The sequence below is a fragment of the Pedobacter rhizosphaerae genome, assembly GCF_900111155.1.
In the GTDB taxonomy this organism is placed as follows: Bacteria; Bacteroidota; Bacteroidia; order Sphingobacteriales; family Sphingobacteriaceae; genus Pedobacter; species Pedobacter rhizosphaerae.
In genome coordinates this window covers 52078-72148 of record NZ_FOGG01000001.1, presented here as the reverse complement: position 1 = coordinate 72148, position 20071 = coordinate 52078, and the positions used below count along the sequence as shown (strand labels likewise).

20 protein-coding genes are annotated in these 20071 nt (G+C 38.7%); 11 read left to right on the top strand and 9 right to left on the bottom strand.

Annotation, left to right across the window (positions count from 1 at the left end; genetic code table 11):
- Positions 1–69 precede the first annotated feature (69 nt).
- The 5 genes from BMX11_RS00300 (at position 70) to BMX11_RS00280 (ending at position 4244) form a co-directional block, all read left to right on the top strand.
- Entirely contained in the window at positions 70–1023 is a 954-nt protein-coding gene (locus BMX11_RS00300) for a WG repeat-containing protein (protein ID WP_090879594.1), read from the top strand.
- Between the two features lie 11 nt (positions 1024–1034).
- Entirely contained in the window at positions 1035–1508 is a 474-nt protein-coding gene (locus tag BMX11_RS00295) for a hypothetical protein (protein WP_139180103.1), read from the top strand.
- Positions 1509–1544: 36 nt separating this feature from the next.
- Positions 1545–2045: a hypothetical protein gene (locus BMX11_RS00290; RefSeq protein ID WP_090879588.1), complete on the top strand. Its 501-nt coding sequence runs from the start codon at positions 1545–1547 to the stop codon at positions 2043–2045.
- Positions 2046–2635: 590 nt separating this feature from the next.
- Positions 2636–2983 carry a 50S ribosomal protein L19 gene (rplS, locus tag BMX11_RS00285; RefSeq protein ID WP_090879585.1) on the top strand — a complete coding sequence of 116 codons (348 nt, stop codon included), beginning with the start codon at positions 2636–2638 and terminating at the stop codon, positions 2981–2983.
- 85 nt (positions 2984–3068) lie between these two features.
- Positions 3069–4244: a mechanosensitive ion channel family protein gene (locus BMX11_RS00280; protein WP_090879582.1), complete on the top strand. Its 1176-nt coding sequence runs from the start codon at positions 3069–3071 to the stop codon at positions 4242–4244.
- A 140-nt stretch (positions 4245–4384) separates the two neighbouring features.
- Here the strand turns inward: BMX11_RS00280 and BMX11_RS00275 are convergent, their stop codons facing one another.
- Genes BMX11_RS00275 through BMX11_RS00265 form a run of 3 tightly spaced genes read right to left on the bottom strand, consistent with a single transcriptional unit; the run spans position 4385 to position 7839 of the window.
- Entirely contained in the window at positions 4385–5044 is a 660-nt protein-coding gene (locus tag BMX11_RS00275; RefSeq protein WP_090879579.1) for a phosphatidylserine decarboxylase family protein, read from the bottom strand.
- A 55-nt stretch (positions 5045–5099) separates the two neighbouring features.
- Positions 5100–5642: a hypoxanthine phosphoribosyltransferase gene (gene hpt / locus BMX11_RS00270; protein WP_090879576.1), complete on the bottom strand. Its 543-nt coding sequence runs from the start codon at positions 5640–5642 to the stop codon at positions 5100–5102.
- A 28-nt stretch (positions 5643–5670) separates the two neighbouring features.
- Positions 5671–7839 (bottom strand): transglycosylase domain-containing protein, encoded by a 2169-nt coding sequence (locus BMX11_RS00265; RefSeq protein ID WP_090879572.1) that lies wholly within the window; start codon positions 7837–7839, stop codon positions 5671–5673.
- 131 nt (positions 7840–7970) lie between these two features.
- On the opposite strand from BMX11_RS00265, the gene BMX11_RS00260 reads away from it, so the two are divergent.
- From BMX11_RS00260 to BMX11_RS00250, 3 genes are read left to right on the top strand one after another with little or no spacing between them, the layout of a single operon-like run.
- Complete coding sequence (locus BMX11_RS00260; protein WP_090879569.1) at positions 7971–9047, top strand: Mrp/NBP35 family ATP-binding protein; 1077 nt, start codon at positions 7971–7973, stop codon at positions 9045–9047.
- 34 nt (positions 9048–9081) lie between these two features.
- Positions 9082–9327 carry a NifU family protein gene (locus BMX11_RS00255; protein ID WP_090879566.1) on the top strand — a complete coding sequence of 82 codons (246 nt, stop codon included), beginning with the start codon at positions 9082–9084 and terminating at the stop codon, positions 9325–9327.
- Between the two features lie 51 nt (positions 9328–9378).
- Positions 9379–10017, top strand: coding sequence for a peptidase associated/transthyretin-like domain-containing protein (locus BMX11_RS00250; RefSeq protein WP_090879564.1), 639 nt, complete (start codon positions 9379–9381; stop codon positions 10015–10017).
- Positions 10018–10215: 198 nt separating this feature from the next.
- On the opposite strand, the gene def is transcribed toward BMX11_RS00250, so the two are convergent.
- The 4 genes from def to BMX11_RS00230 all read right to left on the bottom strand — a co-directional run bounded on the left by def (position 10216) and on the right by BMX11_RS00230 (position 14779).
- A complete protein-coding gene (def, locus tag BMX11_RS00245) occupies positions 10216–10776 on the bottom strand; it encodes a peptide deformylase (RefSeq protein WP_090879561.1) in 561 nt (186 codons plus the stop codon).
- A 155-nt stretch (positions 10777–10931) separates the two neighbouring features.
- Positions 10932–12164: a M16 family metallopeptidase gene (locus BMX11_RS00240; RefSeq protein ID WP_090879558.1), complete on the bottom strand. Its 1233-nt coding sequence runs from the start codon at positions 12162–12164 to the stop codon at positions 10932–10934.
- 82 nt (positions 12165–12246) lie between these two features.
- The gene (locus BMX11_RS00235; protein WP_090879555.1) at positions 12247–12696 is read right to left on the bottom strand and encodes a hypothetical protein; all 450 of its coding nucleotides are present in this window, start codon (positions 12694–12696) and stop codon (positions 12247–12249) included.
- A gap of 4 nt (positions 12697–12700) precedes the next feature.
- Complete coding sequence (locus tag BMX11_RS00230; RefSeq protein WP_245738547.1) at positions 12701–14779, bottom strand: S9 family peptidase; 2079 nt, start codon at positions 14777–14779, stop codon at positions 12701–12703.
- 303 nt (positions 14780–15082) lie between these two features.
- On the opposite strand from BMX11_RS00230, the gene proB reads away from it, so the two are divergent.
- Together proB and BMX11_RS00220 are read left to right on the top strand one after the other, a co-directional pair.
- Complete coding sequence (gene proB / locus BMX11_RS00225; protein WP_090879548.1) at positions 15083–16162, top strand: glutamate 5-kinase; 1080 nt, start codon at positions 15083–15085, stop codon at positions 16160–16162.
- Between the two features lie 107 nt (positions 16163–16269).
- Positions 16270–17517: a glutamate-5-semialdehyde dehydrogenase gene (locus tag BMX11_RS00220; protein ID WP_090879544.1), complete on the top strand. Its 1248-nt coding sequence runs from the start codon at positions 16270–16272 to the stop codon at positions 17515–17517.
- A gap of 150 nt (positions 17518–17667) precedes the next feature.
- On the opposite strand, the gene BMX11_RS00215 is transcribed toward BMX11_RS00220, so the two are convergent.
- The gene (locus BMX11_RS00215; RefSeq protein WP_090879542.1) at positions 17668–19050 is read right to left on the bottom strand and encodes an MBL fold metallo-hydrolase; all 1383 of its coding nucleotides are present in this window, start codon (positions 19048–19050) and stop codon (positions 17668–17670) included.
- Between the two features lie 137 nt (positions 19051–19187).
- Here BMX11_RS00215 and BMX11_RS00210 point away from each other — a divergent pair, with 137 nt between their 5' ends.
- Entirely contained in the window at positions 19188–19436 is a 249-nt protein-coding gene (locus tag BMX11_RS00210) for a hypothetical protein (protein ID WP_175474431.1), read from the top strand.
- A gap of 39 nt (positions 19437–19475) precedes the next feature.
- Here the strand turns inward: BMX11_RS00210 and BMX11_RS00205 are convergent, their stop codons facing one another.
- The gene (locus tag BMX11_RS00205) at positions 19476–19850 is read right to left on the bottom strand and encodes a hypothetical protein (RefSeq protein WP_090880335.1); all 375 of its coding nucleotides are present in this window, start codon (positions 19848–19850) and stop codon (positions 19476–19478) included.
- Between the last annotated feature and the right edge of the window lie 221 nt (positions 19851–20071).

Genomic DNA, 20071 nt, shown 5'->3' with positions numbered 1-20071 from the left:
GTATTTCTGTGATTGTAGCTTTCGTATAATTTAGCTTACAAAATTAATTCATCCTATAAAGTAAAGAAAATGAAACGATTAACCATCACAGTATTGCTGTGTGTGCTGGTTATTACTAGCTATGCACAAAATTTAAGATCCAAAAGAAACGATAAAGGCAAGTATGGATTTATCGACAGAACGGGAAAGGAAGTCGTTCCTTTTGCTTACGATGAAGTTGGCTATAGCTTTAAAGACGGCATCATAAAAGTTACACAGAATGGAAAACATGGTTTTATAGATGAAACCGGAAAAGTAGTTATCCCATTGTTATATGATGATAGCCGAAGCTTTGAGGAGGGTTTGATTGGTGTTAAGCAAAACGGAAAATTTGGTTTTATAGATAAAGCAGGTAAAGTAATTATTCCTTTTAAATATGATAACGGAACTTATTTTAAAGGAGGTTTTGCCAAAGTTGAACTTAATGGAAAGGAAGGGTATGTAGATAAGGCAGGTAGAGAAATATGTCCTATAAAATATGATGTGGCTTTTGATTTTGATGACGGATTTGCCATGGTGAGATTAAATGAGAAATATGGATATATTGATGGTGCCGGCAAAGAAATTACTGCCTTAAAGTATGAGGGCGGAAATAGCTTTAAAAACGGTTGCGCAAGTGTGAAACTAAAGGATAAATGGGGTTTTATTGATAATACGGGTAAGGAATTCACCAAGTTTAAATATGATTATGCGAAAGATTTTAATGATGGGGTTGCTCCAGTTGAGAAGAATAATCTTTATGGTGCTATTGATAAAACCGGAAAAGAAATTATCCCTTTCAAGTATAGGTTTATCGCTGATTTTGATGGGGGGTTGGCTAAAGCCGGTCTTAATGGAAAAGAAGGTTTTATCGGTAAAGCAGGTGAAGAGGTAATCCCGATCAAATACGACGCTGTTGGCGAATTTAAGAATGGAGCAGCCATTTTTAGATTAAATGGCAGGTGGGGATCAATGGATAGAACAGGTAAAGAAATTACAAAATAATAAACATGAACATGAAAAAATTAACTCTACTACTCTTTTTATTTTATGGGTCCTTCGCCTTTGGTCAGGAGACATACACGAACAAAAAATTGGCGCTTATAAACGATATTTTCTATAAAACCACCAAGCAAAACATTAACTCCTTTATGAAGGAAAAAGGCTTTGAAAAAGGGGATGTTGAGGAGGGCGAAGGTGATATTAAGGAAATATTGGCCTTCGACTCCAAATTTGATATGTTGGAGCTCTCTTACGGCAAAAATGACAAGATTTCAACTATAGTTTGCCTTTTCGCCGGTGCAATAAATGTGGCCTTTATTGATATGGAACTAAAAGACAAAGGATATACTTCTAAAGTGGTTAAGCAAACGATAGAGGGGCAGCCAGTTAATAAAAATATCTGGAGCAAATCCGGGACTAAGTTCAATTTTATTACCTATGCCGATGAAAAAGAAAAAATAGGCGTTTTAGGCTATGGGGTATATTAGCGCGGTTGTTAGCCCCCTGGGATTTACTTTAATGAAATGAAACTTAAAGGAGCAGAAAAACAATTTTGGTGGCATTTTGGGCATATTACTGAAGCTAAAAACATCCCAACATCACTGCCTGGTTTTGCCAGCATTGATTCGTTAGTTGATGATGAGTATTTAGCCATGCTTTTTGCAAAAGTTTCCGTTATGGGGAGTCTTTATTTAAAAGAAACAAGGGTAACCGATGAGGGTGTTAAGTTAATCAGCGGTGTTAAGCAGCTCACAGAGCTGACGCTGATGAAGCACGAGCACATTACAAAAGCCTGTTTGCCTTATATAAATCAATTAACTGATTTAGCATATCTGGATATCTGGCGGACACAAATCAGGCTGGAAGATCTGCATGTTTTAACCGATCTTAAGAATTTAAAAGAACTTTATGTCTCTTCTCACGGTGACGATGAAGCGGAACCAGATAGCGAACTAGTTTTAGAAAAAATTATAAAGGCAGAAGAAACGTTACCTCATTGTGCTATTTACACAGATTACCAATGAGAATGGACTTTGGGGGAAGTTTTGTTTAGCTGGTTAGTTGTTTGGTGGTGAGTTGGGCTGTGCGCCCAGGACTGAGGACTATGGACTGAGGACTATAGACTAAAGACTGAGGACTTATTCAAGGGACGCGCCCAGGACTCCGAACTCCAATCTCTCAACTCCGAACTGGTTCAGTCGGTTAGTTGTTTGGCGGTGAGTTGGGCAATGCGCTGAGGACTGAGGACTATAGACTAAAGACTGAGGACTTATTCAAGGGACGCGCCCAGGACTCCGAACTCCAATCTCTCAACTCCCAACTGGTTCAGTCGGTTAGTTGTTTGGCAGTGAGTTGGGCTATGCGTCGAGGACTCCCGACTATGGACTCTAGACTGAGGACTTATTCAGGGCTATGCGTCGAGCACTCCAGACTATGAACTAAAGACTAAGTACCCACAACAGACCTTTTGAAATAGAAGCAATTAACCCTGTTGAATGTGGATTTTATAAAGATTGTGGAAAAAATTAAATTAGACTTTTTTTTATCAAAAAAAATCTCTAATATTGCAATCCGATTTTCACGGGTTGAAATATCGATTTAATAGCTTAAAATCATGGATTTAGTAAAATTTGTTGAAGAGCAGGCCATCGCAAAAAAAGATTTCCCTGCGTTCAAGTCTGGAGATACAGTGAGCGTACACTATAAAATTCGCGAGGGTAATAAAGAACGTGTTCAAATTTACCAAGGTGTTGTTATACAACGTAACAGCGCAGGTGCAAACGAAACTTTCACTGTTCGTAAAATGAGCAACGGTGTAGGTGTTGAGCGTATCTTCCCTTTCAGTTCTCCAAACATTGAGAAAGTTGAAGTGAATAGCTATGGTAAAGTTCGTAGAGCTAAATTATTCTACCTACGTGCTTTAACTGGTAAAGCTGCTCGTATCAAATCTAAAAGAGTATAATTTAAATCATTATATTATTGGCCTCCCCGATTCATCATCAGGGAGGTTTTTTTGTTTGTACCGTTTTTTTTTATTAGCTAAGTTTATGTTAGATAGCGCATTTTTAGAGCAGGTTTTTTGGGGCAACACTTTAAAGGCTTATATGCTTTTTGGTGGAATACTCTTTTTGGGATTGATATTTAAACGGGTTGTATCAAGGCTCTTAAGTAAGCTGTTATTTAAACTGTTTAGAAACTTTTCAAATCAATCTCATGACGATGCTTTTGTAGCACTTTTAGTAAAGCCTATAGAGGTTTTTATTCTTTTATCAACGATATATCTATCTATCAATCAGTTAAAACATCCCTTAGAGGTTGCCATATTTCACTACAACAAACTGGTAGGAAAGGCAAAAGAATCTATTCCGGTAAGTATTGGCGATTGTATAGACCGGATATTTTTATTTATGATTATCCTTTCGATATTTTGGATCATCCTGAGGATTATCGATTTTATCAGTCATGTTTTACTTTACCGGGCATCGCTTACCGATAATAAATCAGACGATCAACTGGTTCCTTTTTTAAAGGAGCTTTTTAAAACCATCGTTATTTTTATTGGCTTTTTTACGCTTTTAGGTTTTGTTTTTGAGGTAAATGTACTTACGCTCATCACCGGATTAGGTATTGGCGGTATTGCTATTGCCCTGGCTGCCAAGGAGAGTTTAGAGAACCTCATAGGTTCTTTTACGATCTTTTTAGATAAGCCTTTCGTGGTTGGAGATTTGGTGAAGGTAGATGGTGTTGAAGGAACGATTGAGAAAGTTGGATTTCGGAGCACCAGAATCCGCACTTCGGAGAAAACAATGGCAACCATACCCAATAGAGGAATGATTGATGGGGTATTGGAGAACCTTTCACTGAGAAATTCGCGTAAGGTAGCCTTCACTATTGGCCTAACCTACGAAACTACGGCTAACGATGTGCGTAAGATCGTTTCTGAGATCGAAACGTATATTAATGGGCATGATGGCACGCTCAACGATGGAACAGCTTCGTTTAAGAGTTTTGGCGATTCAGGATTAATTGTTGAGGTTAACTATTTTGTTAAAATACTGGCAGTTGACCAGTTTCTGGATATCAGACAGGAAATTAACCTGGAAATTATGGATATCGTGATGCGAAATAAATCCGGATTTGCTTATCCTACACAGCGATTGATCAGTGACCGGTCTCTATCTAACGAGGCAGAGAAGGAAGTTGGGAATGATACGATGGATTAGTTTTGAATGAGAGAATGACTGAATGAGTGAATGATGGAATGAGTGATTGAATTTTGAATGAAAGGATTAATGAATGATAGAATGACTGGCTGCACCATGTCACTCAATCATGCTATCATTCAAAATTCAATCATTATACTTTATGAAAGTTCTGCTAAAGTGGTAATTCCACCCTTTACTACTTGATTAAGTTCTACGTTTACCTTCGTTCCGATAGGTAAGAAAACATCTACCCTTGATCCGAATTTAATGAAACCAAATTGTTCTGTTTGAACTACTTTATCTCCTTCTTTTACGTACCAAACAATACGGCGGGCTAAAGCTCCTGCAATTTGACGGAAAAGGATCGACTGTCCGTTTTTATGCTCTACAACAGTGGTTGTACGCTCGTTTTCTGTAGATGACTTAGGGTTCCATGCCGCTAAATATTTACCTGGGTGGTATTTAAAGAATTTAACAACACCTGAAATTGGATTTCTATTGATGTGTACATTTACGGGCGACATAAAAATGGATACCTGAAGGCGCTTGTCTTTAAAATATTCACCTTCTGTAGTCTCCTCAATTACAACGACTTTACCATCTGCAGGGCAGATTACCAGGTTTTCTCCCGAAGAAAAAGTACGACTTGGATTACGGAAAAACTGTAAAACAATAATGAATAAAGCTGCTGAAAAAATGTAGATAAACCAGCGGAGCCAGGTAATATCATAGTACTTGTAATCTACAACTGCATTCAGCACAAATATTAATAAAATAGTCAGGGCAATGGTGGTATAACCCTCTTTATGTATCGTCATTACTTTAGAATTTATTCAGCAAAGGTGCAAAAAATATATTAATCTGATTTAGAAATTATGATTCTGTGGCACGGTAAATGTCGGTTAAGTTTCTTCCAAGGCCATTATAATCTAGTCCATAGCCCACTACGAATTCGTTTGGAATTTCAAAACCAACGTAGTCTAGTCCTTCAATTTCATGCTTTAAACAAGCAGGTTTTACTAATAATGAGCTTACTTTTACTGATGCAGGATTTTTTGCTTTAATGGTTTTTAGAATATGTGCAAGTGTTAGTCCTGTATCCACAATATCCTCTACAATGATGATGTCTCGTCCTTCGATGTTTTCTGGCAAACCAATTAAATCTTTCACTCTTCCGGTACTTTCTGTTCCAGCATACGAGGCCACACGCATAAAGGCTATTTCACAAGGCACATTCACCTCTTTGATGAGATCGGCCATAAAAAGAAAGCTACCGTTTAAAATTCCAATAAATAGCGGGCATTTTCCTTCATAATCTACATTAATTTGAATGCCTAGCAGGCGGATGCGTTTGTTTAAAGTGTCATTTTCTAAAAATAGCTCGAACTCCTTATCCTCTACCTGTATTTTATGCATTTTATAAATGTGTTATGTTGTTTGTAGTTTAATTGTTGCCTTTTCTCAGTTCTTCGAGCTCTTTTTCTTTTCTGCGTTGTTCTCTTCGCTCCTGCCTCAGTTGCTTTCTGGTTTTGGTTGTGGTATCGCCCGATTTAATTTGTTTATTACTGGCCGTGTCCTTTTTAGCCCGTCCACCAAAGATTCGGTCAAATAGATTTTTGCTTTCATCCTGCATAATTACCGGAGGCGTATCGCTGTCATCGTCAAAGGCTGTAGTGTCAATAACGGCCGTATCCGGAGCAAGGTATTGACGTAAACCTTCTCTCAGGCGTACGTTATAGAACCCATACCCAGAGGTATCTGATGGAGTAAGTCCTCTCCTGGCCATAATATTTCCCATAAAGCGGAAGTAATTGAACATGTATGGCTTTAAACTACCATTCGCCATAAATTTATACATGGCCGCCTTTGGTTTAGGCACAATACTGGCCAGGAATAATCCATCGCCAATGGTTAAATCGGCAGGTTGTTTACCAAAATAATATCTTGATGCCTCCCCTATCCCATAAATATTCTGGCCCAGTTCCATAATATTGAAGTAAACTTCGAGCATACGTTGCTTACTCACCAAATGGTTGTGTTCAATTAACCAAACAATTAAAATCTCCTCGGCCTTACGGGCAAGTGTTTTTTGCCGACTTAAGTAAACATTTTTTACCAGCTGCATGCTGATGGTACTACCGCCACGTTTAAATTTCTTTTCTTTAAAATTAACAGCAATTGATTTCCGGATAGATTCTTCTACAAATCCATTATGAGTAAAGAACGAAGGATCTTCGGCGGTAAGCACTGCATTTTTAAAATTATTGGATATGGCAGACAGTGGCGTGAAATTTGGGTTTGAGGGCCCAATGGTGATATCGCGCATGGGTTTCCCATATTCGTATGGCGTATAAACAAAGCTGTTATTAATTTTTTGAAGATTGGTTTTCCCCCATTGGATAATTTTGAAATCGACAGGTGTGAGTGTTGAATTAAACTTTACACTATCTGGAATGGCCGTATCTAAATAAAAATTAAGGTTATACTTTATTTTTCCCTGAACTTTTAATCCTTCTAAAGATTCGAACAAACCTTGCGGAAATGCGTTTAGTACCGCCTGCGCATCTTGCTCTTCGGCATTAAGCTTCAGTTCGTAAATCTTATTTTTACCTAAGGTGTATTTAATGTATGGATGGATGGAAGCATCTCTTAAGTAAGCTGTTGAAGTGCTGTCTAAGGCAATATAATTTTCACCAACTAATACATCTGCTTCCAGCTTAGCACTTTGGATAATAATATCATTATTGGCAATTCTAGGCTGGTTAAGCAACATGTTTTTGACTGACCAGGAGCCAGAAATTTTATAATCGCCGCTGCTGTAGCCTGCGCTTTTCAATTCTGTTTGCAGCGTATCAAAACTTACTTTTGCATGCAGTTTATTATTCAGATAGGGCAATTCTAATTTTTTTCCATCAGCATAGGCGGTAAAACTCAATTTTTTGCTTCCCGGATTAACATAGCCATCAATATGCCATTTAGATTCTCCGTTATTTACCTCTATGGTCGATTTTAAATCCCCATCGTCTATCACTGCGGTAGTTGCAAAGCTTAATTGGGCCGTATCATGGTCGTTAAACTTAAAAACCATGTTTTTCACATCCATGTCGTTTGGTATTTTATACAATACCTGATTGAGAATGTTGTTCGCAATTTCTGCCAGGTTAGACTTGCCTTTGGTTTCTGTACTGTCTTTCTTCTTCCTTTTCAATAAAAAATCAATATTGGTGGTCGAATCTTTAAGTACCACACTTACAAAACCATCATTTAAAGTTACTTCCGATAGTTTAACGTTGCCGAATAACAAAGGGAATAACCTAACGCTTACACTGAGTTGGCCGATATTAGAAAGCGTATCGCGCTCTTTGGGTACGACAGAAATATTGGTCATTTTTACTGTACTTAAGCCCGTAAATCCAGCCGAACCGATTTTTACCTCGAGGCCATAATCTTTATCAGCTTTAGCTATGGCCTTGGCAACCATTTTCTTCAGGATAGCCTCTCTTTTGCTATATGCAACCGCCCCCAGCGCAATGCCAACTATTAAAAAAACACCCAAAACCCAGGCTCCGATTTTCAAATATTTTTTAGGGATGTTAATTTTTGGTATGCGCATATAGTGGTAAAAAAGGTTAAATGCTTAAACGTAACAATTAAATGTTTATTTCGTGTTAAAATTACAGTTAAAAAGCCTAAATAAAAGTATTTATGGCTATGTTTTGTTAATTTTGAATTTAAATTTATACAATGCAAATTAGCCCACAGCAAGTTTTAGATGCGCTTAAAAATGTAGAGGATCCAGATCTGAAAAAGGATTTGGTTACTTTGAACATGATTAAGGACTTAAAAATCGTTGATCACCATATCAGTTTTACTTTAGAGCTTACCACTCCGGCTTGTCCGATGAAGGATATGCTTAAAAATGCCTGCACCAATGCCGTTAAACATTTCGTGCTGGCAGATGCCGAAGTAGAGATCAATGTTACTTCGAGAGTAACCCAACCAACGAATTCCTCCTCACTAGATAACATCAAAAATATCATTTTGGTTTCATCAGGAAAAGGTGGCGTGGGTAAATCGACCGTTGCCAGCAACCTGGCTGTTGTACTGGCGAAAGACGGTGCTAAAGTGGGGTTAATTGATGCAGATATTTATGGGCCTTCGGTTCCGACAATGTTCGATTTAGTAGATGCCAAACCATCAGCTGAAGAAACGCCAGACGGTAAAACTAAAATTTTACCCATTGAGAAATTTGGCATTAAGCTGCTTTCTTTAGGCTTTTTTGCAGATCCGGGACAACCCGTTCCCTGGAGAGGGCCAATGGCTTCTAATGCCGTGAAGCAGTTGTTTAATGATACCAACTGGGGTGAACTGGATTATCTAATCGTTGATTTACCACCGGGAACCGGTGATATTCACATTACCATTACGCAGAGTTTCCCAATTTCGGGAGCAGTAGTGGTGACTACGCCTCAACAGGTAGCCCTTGCAGATACGCACAAAGGTTTAGCCATGTTTAGAATGCCTGGCATCAACATCCCTGTTCTAGGAGTGATTGAGAACATGTCGTACTTTACCCCTGCAGAATTGCCAGACAATAAATATTACATCTTCGGAAACGGTGGTGGAAGAAAATTGGCAGAGAGTTTTGATGTACCTTTCTTAGGGGAGATTCCTATTATTCAAAGTATTGCAGAAGCAGGAGACAATGGTAAGCCAGTGGCTTTAAATCAAAACCCGCAGTTAGATGTTATCTTTGGTGATATTGCCAGCAAAATTGCACAGCAAATATCTATCAGCAACGCACAAATGGCGAATTGCTAAAAAATTACTATTTTTAAAAATTAAATCACATATAATGAATTTAACAGAGCAAGTAGAACAGGCATTGGAAACTATCAGACCATATCTTATCGCTGATGGGGGGAATGTTTCTGTTGAAGAAATTACGGACGATAATGTAGTTAAACTTAAGCTTTTAGGTAACTGCGGTTCTTGTCCGATGAGTTTCATGACGATGAAATCGGGTATTGAACAGGCTATTATGAAAGCTGTTCCACAAATTACTTCGGTTGTTGCGGTAAATATGGCCGAGCAAGAATAGCTTTAACACTATTTAACAAGCAGTTTTAAGTATTAAAATTACTTTTGTTTAATGAGATATTGTGTTGCCCTTATTTTGCTTATTTTTTCGTTAACCACTTTTGCACAACAAAAGTCGGCTGGGGATAAATTGATTCAATTTTCGGGAATCATCACAGATATGGACAGCTCCAATGTAATACCATACGTTACGATTACCAATCTTTCGGCTAAGAGTAAACGTGTGGCCGCAGATTACAGAGGGTATTTTACTTTTATTGTTAACCCTGGTGATACCATTCTATTTACCGCCATTGGTTACAAGAAGTTTTCTACTATTATTCCTCAGGGCACACCAGACAGCAAGTATACCATTATGGTTAAGCTTAAGGCTGAAGTGGTGAACCTGCCTTCGGTAAGGGTTTTTCCCTGGGCTACAACAGAAGAGTTTACACGCGAATTTTTGTCCATGAAACTTGCTGATGACGATATGGCTATTGCGAAGAAAAATCTTTCCAGATCTTCTATTAATGGCCTGATTCAGACTTTACCTCGTGATGGACAAGAGATTGGCAGTCAGAATTACCGTTATAATTTCGACAGGATGGTTAACAAAAATATGGTGCAAACCAACCCTTTGTTAAATCCGTTTGCCTGGGGTAAATTAATGCAGCAGATTTTCGACGGAGATAAGAGTAGGGTGGAGAATTAGTCATGAGTCGGGAGTCTTTAGTCTGGAGTCTCCTTTCTAATTTCAAATATCTAGCGCCTCATCTCTAGCATCTCACATCTAGTATCTCATATCTAGAATCTAGCGTCTCAAATCTAGTATCCAGCATCTCAATTTCATTAAAATATAAAGGGGAAAATGGTTTGTCCATTTTCCCCTCATTGTTTCTATTCGGTTGTACTAGCGTTTTTTACTTTTGTTAGGAAACTTCATTTTGTAATCTGTTCTGATATTGCCTTTAGAAATGGCATCGAGCTTACTTTTAAGCATCGTTTTACGTAAAACACTTACTTTATCTGTAAATAATTTTCCTTCAATGTGGTCGTACTCATGTTGAATTACACGTGCGGGCATACCGTCTACATCATCCGTGTGCTCAATAAAGTTTTCATCCAGGTATTTAATTTTGATATTAGGCTTGCGCATAATATTTTCACGGATATCCGGAATACTTAAGCAACCTTCGTTAAATGCCCATGGCTCACCTGTTTCTTCTAAAATTTGTGCATTGATAAAAACCTTTTTATATCCTGGAGTTCCATCTTCATCCTCACCGGTATCTACAATAAATAATCGGATAGGCAGACCAATTTGTGGTGCAGCCAAACCAACACCGCTGGCATGGTACATCGTGTCGAACATATCGCTAATCAATTGTTTCAACTCAGGATAATCCTGGTTGATGTCTGTGCCAATCTTTTTTAAAACGGGATCTCCGTAAGCTATAATGGGTAATTTCATGGTATTCTATCTATCAGATGTTGAATCTGAAATTTTTTAGTTGTCTTTTCAGGTTTGTTTAACATCTTTAATTTTAACGTATTACAAACCTTGATTTATATTGTATCTAAATACTTTTATTCCGGTATGACAGAAATTTAATACAAAAATAAGAATTATTCCAATACCGGGCAGAAAGTGAAGGTGCTGAGTTTCGAAACATCTAAAACATCCTCTACTATTTCTGCCATTTCCCTTGGTGTAACCTGATTGATTTTCTCGAAAACCTTTTCCAGGGAGTCTATTTTGTTATGATCTACCAGGCTTTTGGCCATGGAGATAATCAAGCCGATGCGGTTCTCCTCTCCCAATGCAATTTGGCCAATGAATTTATTTTTGGCTTTTTGTAATTGTAGTTCTGAAAGGGGCTGATCTTTAAGCTTTTTGATTTCTTTATAGATTAGCGAAAGGGCTCTGTCCTGCTTTTCCTTATCCGTTCCAAAATAGATAGAAAAAATTCCGGTATCACTTAGTGGAGAAAAGTTGGATTCGATGGTATAGGCAATTCCGTATTTTTCCCTAATCTGAAGGTTGAGCACGGCACTCATACCATTACCCCCAAAATAGTTGTTCAGAAGCATTAAGCCCGTTTTTTGCGATTCGTGCGTTGAATAAGTCTGCGAACCTATAATACAATGTGATTGCATGATGGGTTTATAAACGGTTTTTTGTTGCGGATCAAGAACAACTGGCTTTTCTCTGTTCCTAACCGGTGCATTTTCCGGAACATCGGCAAAATATTTCTCTCCTTTTGCTACAAACCGCTTAAAGGTATAGTTTCCTAAAACTGCTACCACAATCTCATTTGTTCTGTAATTGGCCTTTCTGAAGTTGATAATATCTGCTCTGCTGAAATTATTTACGGTATCGTTTGTTCCAAGGATGTTGTTCCCTAAAGCATGACCAGCAAAAAGCATATCTTCAAAATCATCGTTAATAGCTTCTTCAGGCTGATCTAAGTAAGAGGCAATTTCATCGAGAATAACACTCTTTTCTTTATCCATCTCCTCTTCGGGAAATGTAGAGTGAAAAATGATATCATTAAATAAATCTAAGGTACGATCGAGGTATGGCGCTAGAAATGAGGCGTGTACACAAGTGTATTCCTTTGTGGTATAGGCATTTAAATCTGCCCCTACGCTTTCCAGGTGATTTAGAATCTGATTGGTACTCCGTTTTTCGGTGCGCTTAAAAATAAGGTGCTCAATAAAATGTGCTAAACCAGCTTTTCCCTCTGCTTCATCTCTTGAGCCTGAGTTGATGATAATACAAGCATGCGAGATGTTCGAGGCCGAAGGCACGTGTAACAAGCGAATGCCATTAGGCAGTGTATGAACATTATATTCCATTAGCGGGCAAAGATACACAAGAAATTACGGTCTATTTTCTCCGCTATGTAATTTTGGAAATTTGAATGCTGCATTAATAACGCTATAGTTTTTCTGTTTCCGGATATTGAATGTTAAGTTCGGTAATCAATTTTTCTTTTGTTGGTTTTTTACGGATCATGATAAACAAGCTGAGACCTGCAAAGATTAAGAAAAAGGCATTGCTGGTAATCAAGAAGCCAACAATGTTAAGCAGCGCTCCACCTTCCAATAATGCCATGCTCACGATAAAAGCGCTTTGATAAAGTCCGATCTTAGTATCTAAACTGGCATTCAGCTCTATTTTATCCATCATTTTTTTGTAAAGGATGGCGCTAGTTATGATGGTTGTAATGGAGACAATGGGAAATATGGGGTTAAAAGGTGCTGTTTCCTGAAAATCGGCAGTAAAGATCATTTCATCACGGTTGATAAAAATGGTGACTGTGGCAAATAAAAATACGGCTACGCAAAGCGCAAAGTGTATAATCTGAGTGTTTTTTAGTGAGGTCATCTTGTTATTTTTTTATCCCTTCTAGTGCAAATAAAAAGGCATAACCCAGCGCTTCTTCTTTAAGGTAATCAAATCTTCCTGAGGCACCACCATGGCCAAATTCCATATTGGTTTTAAGGAATAAAACGTTCTTATCCGTTTTCATGGTTCTAAGTTTGGCTACCCATTTGGCAGGCTCAAAGTATTGTACCTGGCTGTCATGCAAACCTGTGGTTACCAGAAGATTTGGATAGGCTTTTTTCTCTATGTTTTCGTAAGGAGAATAGCTCTTCATATAATCGTAGGCCGCTTTTTGTTTAGGGTTACCCCACTCATCGAATTCATTGGTAGTGAGTGGAATGCTTTCATCAAGCATCGTGTTTACCACATCTACAAATGGAACATCGGCAATTACCCCATTCCACAAATCGGGAGCAAGGTTAATTACAGCACCCATTAACAAGCCACCGGCACTACCTCCATTGGCATATAAATGCCCTTTGCTGGTGTATTTCTGGTCGATCAGGTATTCACCACAGGTAATAAAATCGGTGAAGGTGTTTTTCTTTTTCATGAGCTTACCATCTTCATACCATTGCCTGCCAAGTTCTTGTCCGCCCCTGATGTTCGCGATGGCAAATACAAATCCCCGATCTAAAAGGCTCAATCTTACTGAAGAAAAATAAACATCCATGTTAGCGCCATAAGACCCATAACCGTACAGCAGCAACGGACTATTGCCGTTTTTCTTAAAACCCTTTTTATAAACCAGGGCAATAGGTATTTTGGCACCATCTTTTGCTGTGGCAAAAAGTCGTTCGGTAACGTATTCCTTAGGATCATAACCCCCAACAACCTCCTGTTGCTTCATCAGTTTTTGATCCTTTTTCTCTAAGTTGTAATCGTAAGTAGAGCTAGGTGTAGTGAGTGAAGTATAGCTGTAGCGGAGTGTTTTACTTTTGTATTCCGGGTTGGCACCCACACCAGCATCATATGCCGGTTCGTCGAACTTAATGTAATAATCGCTGCCATCTTTTTTAAGTACCCGTAAGTCGGTAAGTCCATTTTTTCTTTCCGAGAGCACCACATAATCCTGAAACTCCTCCGCATTTTCGAGCAGTACATCTTTGCGGTGTGGAATGATCTCTTTCCAGTTTTCCCTGGCTGTTTGATCTAATGGACACTCCATTAACCGGAAGTTTTTAGCATTCCAGTTGGTTACGATGAGGAATTTATCATCTACAGGCATTACATCATAAAGTACATCCTTTGATCGGCTTGTAAACACCTTAAATGCAGCCTCTGGGTGGTCTGCATCAATCATTCTCGTTTCTGAGGTTAAGGTACCTTGAGAATTGATCAAAATATAGCGGCCATTTTTAGATTTACCTACGCCAATATAGTTCGTGTTGTCTTTTTCATCGTATACCACAACATCCGAATGACTATCGGCACCAAGGGTGTGTTTCTTAATCTTTTCACTCAATAACGTTGCAGGATTGTTGGCCGTGTAGAAAATGGTTTTATTATCATTAGCCCAAACCGCCCGACCACTTGTATTGGCCACTGCATCTTTATAGACTTCTCCGGTTTCCAGGTTTTTGATATGGATGGTGTACTGGCGGCGGGAGACTTTATCTACACCAAAGGCTAGTAAATTATTGTCGGGACTGATGCTAAAACCGGTGGCGCTGTAATAAGCATGGCCTTTGGCCAAATCGTCTACATCCAGGAGAATTTCTTCCGCTGCGCTTAAGCTGCCTTTCTTTCTGCAATATTTAAAGTACTGCTTGCCATCTTCTGTACGTGAATAGTAGAAATAACCATTTTTAAAAACAGTAACAGATTCGTCTTTTTCTTTAATCCGTGCTTTCATTTCCTTGAACAGGTCGGCCTGAAACTGGTCGGTGCCCCTCATCATGGTATTTAGATAGGTATTTTCAGCCTTAAGATAGTCGACTACTTTTGTGCTGTCTGGGCCTTTCTTAAAATAATCAATCATCCAATAGTAGTTATCCGTTACGGTATCTCCATGAATAACTCTTTTATGGGGGATAATATCTGCTATTGGGGCTTTGGCATCAGGCCACTTATAAGGTTCCATTATTTTTCTTTTGGGGTTGTTGCAAGCGCTTACCGCGCAGCAAATCATTAGCGTATAGAGAATGCATTTCATCATGCTACAATTTAGGTATATGCAATTTATAAAAACTGAGTTAATAAACAGCAATCTACCTTCTTGTAATTTTCTATCAAAATGGTTTATTGAGCGGAAATATAGAATTGATTTTTATAAAATGAGATAGAATTTTACATTTTTCGTAAAAAAGTACCCAAACAGGCAGAATATTAATAATTTAAAAAAATAGGTGTTAAATTGCCAAACCAAATTGCATCGAGTAAAATAATGAAATTAGCGTACAAAAAGATTGTTGTTAAAGTAGGTTCAAACGTAATTACACAAGGGAATGGATTGCCAGATGAGCATAGAATTCAACACCTGGTGAATCAACTTTCGGCAATTAAGAAGCAAGGCATTGAGGTTATCCTGGTTTCTTCGGGTGCTGTGGCTTCTGGCAGGAGTTTGATCAAAGTTTCAGAAAAACAGGATGCGGTTACTACCAGACAATTATTGGCTGCCATTGGGCAGGTAAAGCTGATTAATACTTATGCTGGTTTTTTTAATGAACATGCCATCAAATGTGCTCAGGTACTGGTTACTAAGGAAGATTTTCGTGACCGGGCGCATTACCTGAACATGAAAAATTGTATGGAAATTCTGCTTCAAAATGAAGTCATTCCCGTGGTAAATGAAAATGATGTGGTTTCGGTAACGGAGTTGATGTTTACAGATAACGATGAGCTGGCAGGATTAATTGCCTCCATGCTCAATGCAGATGCGTTAATTATTCTGTCTAATGTAAATGGAATTTATAATGGTGATCCTAAGGCGGAAGGATCTGAAGTGATTCAGGAGATTTCGGGTACAGTATCCAATTTAGCCTCCTTTATCAGTACGGGTAAATCGCAATTTGGCCGTGGTGGAATGATCACTAAATCTACAATGGCTCAAAAGGTAGCCAAACTAGGTATAAACGTGCACATTGCGAACGGTACAACTGATGATGTTTTAATTGGTTTGCTGAATAAGGAAATTATACATACTCGCTTTGTGCCTGAAAAGAGTAAATCGGGGAAAAAGAAATGGATAGCACACTCTGAGAATGCGGCCACCGGAATTGTGAAACTTAATGAGGGGGCAAAGGCTGTATTAACTTCAGGAAAGGCAACGAGTTTGTTGCCTGTGGGCATAATCAAGATCGAATCTGACTTTTTAAAGGGAGATATAATTAAGATTGTAGATGAAGAGAATAACCTGATTGGTTTAGGCATTGCTGAGTATGGATCTGATAAGGCCAGGGAAAGAATAGGACTGAAAAAACAAAAGGCCCTGGTACATTATGATTACTTTTATTCCGCTATTTAAGTTTGGATTTCTTAGTTTGGAGTAGCGAGTTTGGGGTTTGGAGTATAGATCAACTTACGATCTAAACACTCAATACCTCACCAGCAAATCAATAGAAAGAAAATAAAATGAGTTATACATCATACTTCGAGAAAGCACAAAAAGCGAGTCGTTCAATGGCCGGTATTGGCAAAGAAACTACTGATTTAGTGTTAAGGGAGCTGGCAGATGCCTTAGTGCTTCACTGTGCAGATATTCTAGCTGAAAACCTTAAGGATTTAGCTAAAATGCCCATCGAAGATCCTAAGTATGATAGGTTGAAGCTAAGCCAGGAACGTATTAAGGACATTGCAAATGATATTAAAAGTGTTGCAGGATTAACCAGTCCTTTAGGGGAAATTCTTTCAGATAAGACTTTAGAGAATCAACTGCATATTCAAAAAATAAGGGTTCCGTTGGGTGTTATTGGGGTAATTTACGAAGCCCGCCCGAACGTTACAGCCGATGTGTTTTCGTTATGCTTTAAAACAGGAAATGTTGCGGTATTAAAGGGGGGTAGCGATGCTGAATTTTCGAATCTGGCCATTACCAAAGTCATTCAGTCAGTTTTAGCCAAGCATGAAATTAATCCTGATGTTTTAACCTTATTGCCTGCCGAAAGAGCAGCAACGGAAGCTTTACTCAATGCAGTTGGTTTTGTCGACGTGCTGATTCCAAGGGGAAGCCAATCATTGATTAGCTACGTTAGGGCGCAAAGTAAAATTCCGGTAATTGAAACGGGTGCAGGAATTGTACATACCTATTTTGATGAATCGGGTGATCTGGAAAAAGGTAAGGCTATTGTTTTCAATGCCAAAACCAGAAGGGTTAGTGTTTGTAATTCTCTTGATTGTGTATTGATTAATCAAAACCGTTTAGCTGATTTATCGGCATTGCTCTCGCCTTTGGCGGATGGGCAGGTGGAGCTTTTCGCTGATGAAAAAAGTTATGAAGTTTTAAAATATACCTACCCTTCTACCCTATTGAATCGCGCTACACCAGAGCACTTTGGAACAGAGTTTTTATCGTTGAAAATGGCTGTAAAAACAGTGGATAATTTAGATGAGGCTTTAAATCATATTGCAGATTATAGTTCTAAACATAGTGAGGCCATTATTTCTGAAAACGCCGGAAACATTGCTAAATTTTTAAATCAGGTAGATGCTGCTGCGGTTTACGCCAATGCTTCTACAGGTTTTACTGATGGGGCACAATTTGGTCTGGGTGCTGAAATAGGTATCAGTACACAAAAACTCCATGCCCGCGGACCAATGGGATTGGAAGAGTTAACCAGCTATAAGTGGGTAGTTCAGGGTGATGGGCAGATTAGGAAGTAAGGTGAGTTGTTTAGGTGGTTAGGTGTTTAGTTGGGTGAAAACCCGGCCAGCTGTGAGCTGAGTGCATCGTTTTTGTAGACTAAAGACTAAGGACTCCAGACTTTGGACTGAAGACTTAGGACTGAAGACTCAATGCGCTAGACAACGCCTCTATAACTCAAAGCTTTCCCCTCTTTCCGGTGTACTTACCTTATAATTTTCTTGCTGTAATGCTGCACTTAAACTTTGCAGGCTTTTATCTTCTCCATGTACTAAAAATACCTGCTTGGGCTGCCCGGTTTGTTTTATCGTTTTGATCAAGTCATCGTGATCTCCGTGGCCACTTAGCAAATCTGTTTGCCTGATGGTGGCGTAAACCATTAATTCCCGATCCTTGATGCGAACAATCGGTGCGCCACTTAGCAATTTGTAGCCCAAAGTTCCTTTGGCACAATAGCCGATAAAAAGAATGGTACAATAATAATTCTGGATATTGTAATATAAATGGTCCTGAATTCTTCCTCCCTCCAGCATTCCTGCGGAAGAGATGATAATACAGGGGTCAAAATAATTGGAAACATCCTTACTTTCCTTCATGGTTTGAACGTAGGCCAGGTGCTCAAATTCAAACTCATCGCCCATGGTTTGGTAAAAGTCTTTTGCTTCCTGATTAACTAAATTATGGTGTTTGCGGTACACTTCTGTAGCTTGGATGGCCATGGGGCTATCGACAAAAATTTGAATTGGAGGAAGAAGTTTCTTAGTGAAAATCTGATTAAGGGCGAAAACGAGAGACTGTGTACGACCAATACTAAAAGCCGGAATAATTAACCTTCCCGGGGTTTTAATACAAGCTTCAGTTATCTCTTTAACTAATCTTTCTTCGAGGGTTTCATTTTTAGAGTGGTACCTACCTCCGTAAGTAGCTTCACTAACCAGGTAATCTACCGGAGGTAATGGTTCTGGATTTACTAATACCGGATAATTTTGTCGGCCAATATCTCCTGTAAAGGCAATTTTCTTTTCAGTACCCTGATCGTTTATCGTCAGCACGGCTGCGGCAGCCCCCAACAAATGTCCTACAGGAACAAATGTAAGGCTGATGTCTCCTGTGATCTTAAAGGGCTTATTAAAGGCAATGGTTACAAAGCGATCAATGGTGTCCATCACATGTTTATGGAGATATAAGGGCTTTGGCCCATTGAAATGGCCTCTTTTGGTACGGGGTTTTCTGGATTGCTTGCGCAGAAAAAGCTCTACAGAATCAAAAAGCAGGATGGAAGTTAAATCGGCTGTTGGTGGTGTACACAATACCTGACCATCAAAACCAGAGCGGACAAGCGTTGGTAAATTGCCCGAATGATCGATATGCGCATGGGTTAGGATAACCAGGTTAATGCTGGCCGGATCGAATGGAAAGAATTGATTTTCTTCCTGATAGGTCTCTTTTTCATAATCCAAACCACAATCGATGAGTATCTTATAATGCCCAACTTCGAGCAAATGCATACTTCCGGTTACCTGTTGTGCCGCGCCCCAAAACGTTAACTTCATCTTCTAATAGTTAGGTAAATATCCCTGTAAAGTAATACAATTGATGCTATTTTGAAACAAGTGTGGGTAATTTTTTAGCGATTAACTTTGTATCTTCTTCAAAAAGATAGTTTTATCTTTATCCAAAATTTATTGTCATGCAAGAACCTTTTGATGTAGAAGTTGGAAACGAGACCTATGCGGTGTTTCCAGAAGGGAATGATACTTACACCATTTTTAAAAATGGTAAAGAATATATTCAAATTATGAAAGATACTTCATCTATCTGGCTAAAAATGGATTATAAAACAGAGCTTCCGATTTTCGAAGAGGATGAGGAGGTTAATGCCATTGGTCAGGCTATTTCTGGTTATGTACCAGATGAAGAGGATGATTTAGAAGACTAAAAATTAAAAAGGGTTCCGAACTTCGGAACCCTTTCTTTATTACCTTGTACAATCTGCGGTCCATGTTTCGCCGCCTCGTACTACCAGCATTTTTAAAGTACTGGCATTAATTGTAATTCCTGTTACGCCTGTTCCAACACTGATGTAGGTATTATCGCCTGATTGTTCGAACTTTACACCCTTAATATCAGGAATGCCGCTACCAAAGTAGAAATTGTAAGTTTCCCCAACTTTACTAACAGTTACTTTTCCATCAGAACTGTTAATGGTCGTTTCATTATTTTTGTATGAAACTGTTCCTTTGTAAGTCCCTACGAAAAAATCTCTGTCAGCAGGATCAGTATCTTTTTTACACGATACCATAACTGTTAATGCTATTAATAGCATACTGAAAATTTGAACTGTCTTTTTCATCTCTTTATCTTTTATGTTTTTCAATTTGATGGAAGGGTAGACTCCCATCGTGGTAGTTTTGATGTGACAGGTAAATGACAAAGGTTGTGCCAAAAAAGAAAATTTAGCGGAATGGGCGGCGTTTTTGTAACAAATATGTTAATTTTAATTGATTGATTACGAGGTGTTTGAGGGTTTTGTAGCGTGTTGCTTGACGTTGTGCCCGAAATGGGTGAAGAAGG

Excerpts from the sequence above, each read along its gene's own strand:
- BMX11_RS00300 (WP_090879594.1), top strand. The coding sequence starts at position 70 with ATGAAACGATTAACCATCACAGTATTGCTGTGTGTGCTGGTTATTACT.
- BMX11_RS00295 (WP_139180103.1), top strand. The coding sequence starts at position 1,035 with ATGAAAAAATTAACTCTACTACTCTTTTTATTTTATGGGTCCTTCGCC.
- BMX11_RS00290 (WP_090879588.1), top strand. The coding sequence starts at position 1,545 with ATGAAACTTAAAGGAGCAGAAAAACAATTTTGGTGGCATTTTGGGCAT.
- rplS (WP_090879585.1), top strand. The coding sequence starts at position 2,636 with ATGGATTTAGTAAAATTTGTTGAAGAGCAGGCCATCGCAAAAAAAGAT.
- BMX11_RS00280 (WP_090879582.1), top strand. The coding sequence starts at position 3,069 with ATGTTAGATAGCGCATTTTTAGAGCAGGTTTTTTGGGGCAACACTTTA.
- BMX11_RS00275 (WP_090879579.1), bottom strand. The coding sequence starts at position 5,044 with ATGACGATACATAAAGAGGGTTATACCACCATTGCCCTGACTATTTTA.
- hpt (WP_090879576.1), bottom strand. The coding sequence starts at position 5,642 with ATGCATAAAATACAGGTAGAGGATAAGGAGTTCGAGCTATTTTTAGAA.
- BMX11_RS00265 (WP_090879572.1), bottom strand. The coding sequence starts at position 7,839 with ATGCGCATACCAAAAATTAACATCCCTAAAAAATATTTGAAAATCGGA.
- BMX11_RS00260 (WP_090879569.1), top strand. The coding sequence starts at position 7,971 with ATGCAAATTAGCCCACAGCAAGTTTTAGATGCGCTTAAAAATGTAGAG.
- BMX11_RS00255 (WP_090879566.1), top strand. The coding sequence starts at position 9,082 with ATGAATTTAACAGAGCAAGTAGAACAGGCATTGGAAACTATCAGACCA.
- BMX11_RS00250 (WP_090879564.1), top strand. The coding sequence starts at position 9,379 with ATGAGATATTGTGTTGCCCTTATTTTGCTTATTTTTTCGTTAACCACT.
- def (WP_090879561.1), bottom strand. The coding sequence starts at position 10,776 with ATGAAATTACCCATTATAGCTTACGGAGATCCCGTTTTAAAAAAGATT.
- BMX11_RS00240 (WP_090879558.1), bottom strand. The coding sequence starts at position 12,164 with ATGGAATATAATGTTCATACACTGCCTAATGGCATTCGCTTGTTACAC.
- BMX11_RS00235 (WP_090879555.1), bottom strand. The coding sequence starts at position 12,696 with ATGACCTCACTAAAAAACACTCAGATTATACACTTTGCGCTTTGCGTA.
- BMX11_RS00230 (WP_245738547.1), bottom strand. The coding sequence starts at position 14,779 with ATGGAACCTTATAAGTGGCCTGATGCCAAAGCCCCAATAGCAGATATT.
- proB (WP_090879548.1), top strand. The coding sequence starts at position 15,083 with ATGAAATTAGCGTACAAAAAGATTGTTGTTAAAGTAGGTTCAAACGTA.
- BMX11_RS00220 (WP_090879544.1), top strand. The coding sequence starts at position 16,270 with ATGAGTTATACATCATACTTCGAGAAAGCACAAAAAGCGAGTCGTTCA.
- BMX11_RS00215 (WP_090879542.1), bottom strand. The coding sequence starts at position 19,050 with ATGAAGTTAACGTTTTGGGGCGCGGCACAACAGGTAACCGGAAGTATG.
- BMX11_RS00210 (WP_175474431.1), top strand. The coding sequence starts at position 19,188 with ATGCAAGAACCTTTTGATGTAGAAGTTGGAAACGAGACCTATGCGGTG.
- BMX11_RS00205 (WP_090880335.1), bottom strand. The coding sequence starts at position 19,850 with ATGAAAAAGACAGTTCAAATTTTCAGTATGCTATTAATAGCATTAACA.